The 3,664-nt window shown below is 46.2% G+C and carries 5 protein-coding genes; 3 read left to right on the forward strand and 2 right to left on the reverse strand.

Annotated features, from left to right (window positions below; all coding sequences use genetic code 11):
* On the reverse strand, positions 1-487 hold a 487-nt coding region (locus Q7S57_04740; GenBank protein ID MDO8512556.1), incomplete at its 3' end, for a class F sortase.
* Positions 484-1,689, reverse strand: a complete 1,206-nt coding sequence (locus Q7S57_04745; GenBank protein ID MDO8512557.1) for an ice-binding family protein — start codon at positions 1,687-1,689, stop codon at positions 484-486. The genes Q7S57_04745 and Q7S57_04740, both read right to left, overlap by 4 nt.
* A gap of 169 nt (positions 1,690-1,858) precedes the next feature.
* On the opposite strand from Q7S57_04745, the gene Q7S57_04750 reads away from it, so the two are divergent.
* The 3 genes from Q7S57_04750 to sodN form a co-directional block, all read left to right on the forward strand.
* Positions 1,859-2,572, forward strand: a complete 714-nt coding sequence (locus tag Q7S57_04750) for an SDR family oxidoreductase (protein ID MDO8512558.1) — start codon at positions 1,859-1,861, stop codon at positions 2,570-2,572.
* Positions 2,573-2,649: 77 nt separating this feature from the next.
* Positions 2,650-3,309 (forward strand): hypothetical protein, encoded by a 660-nt coding sequence (locus Q7S57_04755; protein ID MDO8512559.1) that lies wholly within the window; start codon positions 2,650-2,652, stop codon positions 3,307-3,309.
* A 25-nt stretch (positions 3,310-3,334) separates the two neighbouring features.
* The coding region (gene sodN / locus Q7S57_04760; protein MDO8512560.1) for a superoxide dismutase, Ni at positions 3,335-3,664 on the forward strand (330 nt) is incomplete at its 3' end.

The following is a 3,664-nucleotide window of genomic DNA, read 5'->3' on the forward strand; positions in this document are numbered from 1 at the left end:
TAATAAGATTAAGATGAGCACTGTCGTTTGAGCTAAATACTTCCTCCGCGTAGCCTGGAGCATAGGTACGGCTTTCGCGAACTATAAAAGCAATAGATGTTCCGCTGCCGTCTTCGATGTACAATTTGTCGCCCTTCTTTAGCTTATGCAAATTAGTAAATACCCCCGTTTCACCATTTTCCCCGTCAAAGTGTCCGGAAATAACCGCGCTGCCCTTTTCCCCCGGACGCGATCCAATCTTAAACCACCCGACGTCAACCGTATTGCTTGGAGTCTCCATTTCACCCTTAGAATTAACCCCTACCTGCTGAACGGCGGCATTAACGCCGATTGCGGGTATCGTAAGACGCGCCGGTGACACCGAAGAGGCCTTGGTTACTACTTGGTTTTGAGGTACAGGGCTAACTCGAGTAAGGTGAAAAAGAAACAATAGAGCGAACAGCGCGAAAGTAATTAATAGCAGTGGGCGCCAAGCGTAAACCTTCAATTCCCAGATGATAATCCGCGTTTTCTTAAAACAAAGAAGCCCAAAATTGTAATACCGATGCCGGCCGGAGCGTACCGGTGAATATCGTTCCTACCGGGCACAAACCCAGTATTTGGCAGGAGCGGTCCCCCGACAAGCCTTGATAGCCCAAAAATTCCTATCGAACAATTGTTTCTGGCCGCGATTCGAACCCAAATGGGCTGACCCGCGGGAAGCCCACCTATGGTAGTTGAGAACCCCGTAACGTTGGTACTATATTGCCAATTCCCGTTTGAAAAACCATATTGAATGATAAACGTATCTGTCCCCGAATATGGACCCCAGCTGAGAAAAATACTCGTGGGGCTAACCCTGTTTGAGCTTATGATGATTGGTGTATTTATACCGCTGCTTAGGGGCGGACAATCGGTAGTACCCGAAGAAGAGGTTGATGTTGAACTCGATGAGCTAGAGGCAGCCGCGGAACAGGTCAGACTAATGGTGTTGCCATCCAACGCTACCGTGTGAGCATCCCCCGCTAAAACTCGACCGTTCAAGGTTGCGCCGGTTTGCAAGGCGGTGGTATCGGCAACATCGCCCGTTACAATATTTCCTAAAAACGAAGTGGTCGTACCAAGAGTCGCAGCGCTACCAATCCTCCACCAGACGTTACAAGGGTCGCCGCCGGTGACAGATGAAGCGTTTGATACAATGAGCGTTGAGACTGTTTTAAAAACCCAGACACCCGTCGACCCGGAAAGGGTGAGGTCAGTACCGGCGCCATTAGTCAGCAAGAAGGAACCGGCGGAACAATAAAGACCCGGTATAAGAGAGAGGCCGCGCAGATCTGTTGCATCTGGAGCAATACCAGCAAGACCAGTAGCAGGATTAATACAATTCGCGTCCGCGTTCGCCCCTGCGTTAAGCGTACCATACGCAATTAGTCTGTCGGCCTGAGCCGCTATGGCGCTCGCATCATTCACATGTATCCCGCCTCCCGCTGTAAGTGTAGCTTGGCCAGTAATAGAAACACCCGGACTGACACCCACGGCTCCACTCGCTGTGGTAGTCCCGGTATTGGTCACTTCAAAACCACCAAGAACAGAGTAACCCGATGCCCCACTGAGAGTCGGTGATGTCGCTGCATATGCTTTTGGCGGGGTGAACAAGGCAATGGCCAGAACTACGAGAGGGATGAAAATTAGTGATGCTAAAAATTTCATCCTAAGCAAGCTATTGGCGACTCTTTTTGTTATGAAGTGGATCACAAAATTGTGCTACAAATTTGTAGTATACTTAGTATAGTAATTTATTTTCTACCCCCCCCCGTCAACTAGAGCCTCTTTACGGTGGTGATGAGCAGTGGCACACTTTTTGCTATATAATTCTCTCATGAAAGTTGCGGTTGTTACGGGTTCTGCTAAGGGGCTGGGTGCCGATATTGCCAAAGCGCTGGCTCGCGACGGTTATACTCTGGTTCTCCATTATCACAGTAGCGCAGACGACGCTAAAAAATTACTGGCCGAGATTAGAAAAGCTTCTCCTAAATCAATTATGGTGAAAGCGGATGTTACCGATGAAGACGACGTCGAGAAAATGTTTGGTGAGATTATAAAGAGGCTTGGTAGAGTAGACCTCTTGGTTAACAACGTGGGTAATTTTATTTTCAAAGAATTTGGAAAGACAACAAACGCGCAGTTTCGCGACATGATCGAATCGAATTTATATTCGACACTTTATACTTCACGCGCGATTTTGCCATTGATGCGAAAGCAAAAATCCGGTTTGGTTATTAATATTGGAGCAGTTGGATGTGAACGTTTGATTATTCGGGAAATGTCCACACCATACTTTTTGGGTAAGACCGGGGTTTATGTTTTAACAAAGGTGATGGCGGCTGAAGAAGCCCAAAACGGAATAAGGATAAACATGATTTCACCGGCTTCAATGAAAGCGGATATTTTCGGCAAAAACGATTTTCCTTCCGGCCGTCCGGCGACAGGGGCAGATGTGGTCCGCGCTCTTATGTTCTTGATTTCACCTGAGAATAGTTATATAAATGGTGCCAACATAGAAGTTTCCGGCGGCTTTATACCCGGCTGGTGATATCATATGTCTGTCATCCTGAACTTGGTTCAGGATCTAAAGATTCCGAAGCGAGTTCGGAATGACATTAAAAGAATATGAAACAGAAAATAATTTTCGTTTTAGCTTTTGTTGTTTTGGGGTTTGTCGCGCTTCAAATCCCTGTAAATGTTCTTGCCGGTGCGAAAGTTAACTTTACCCTTTTTGATTTGTTTGGGCCAATTGCCGGTGCGTTTTTGGGAACACCACTTGGAATAATTTCGGTTTTGGCAACGCAGATAGTTAATATTCTTGTTGGCGGTACGGCAATCGACAAAAGCGTTATTATTCGCCTGTTACCTACCCTTTTTGCTGTTTGGGTATTTGCACGACGCGACAGATTGAGTCTTTTGATTCCGGTTCTTGCGATTATTTCTTTTAACCTTCACCCTGTGGGGCGGTCCGTTTGGTTTTACAGTTTATTTTGGACCATTCCCCTATTGCTTTGGAAATTTCGCCAGAAGTCGCTTTTGGCAAGATCTCTGGCCGCTACCTTTACGGCCCATGCAGTAGGTGGAGCAATTTGGATTTGGGCCTTTAGTTTACCTGCCGTTGTTTGGACAGGGCTGATTCCGGTTGTGATGCTTGAGAGGTCAATCTTTGCACTTGGGATAGCCGCTTCCTTTATATTGATGACTAATGTTTTTGGTTATCTTTCTGCCAAAAAGCTTTTACCTAGTTCTTTTGGTTTTGAGAAAAAGTTTCTCGTAAAGCGATAGTAGGCTTGTGTGATATATTAGTAATATGGTGATTCTTCGCGTTTTAGATTTTGTTTTAAAACCCCAAATAGCTTTGGCTCACTGTGATATCCCCTGCGGTATTTACGAAACCAATACGCTTCTTATGGCGGCTCATACGATCGGGCGGATGGTCGAGGTTATGGAAGCAATTCCGATGGACAAGCCAACCCTGAAAGATAGAAATAACTTTATCAGGTGCGTGCACGTTAAAGAAAAACACGCCGATATTTGCGAGGAACAGCTGGTAACATTGTGGGCCGATTTTTTTAAGGCCGAACATTTTGAAAAATGGCCGGATTTGCACGAGCAGATTTGGAAAGCGGTTAACTTGGCA

The organism is bacterium, from assembly GCA_030647555.1.
Taxonomy (GTDB): Bacteria; Patescibacteriota; Andersenbacteria; order UBA10190; family CAIZMI01; genus CAIZMI01.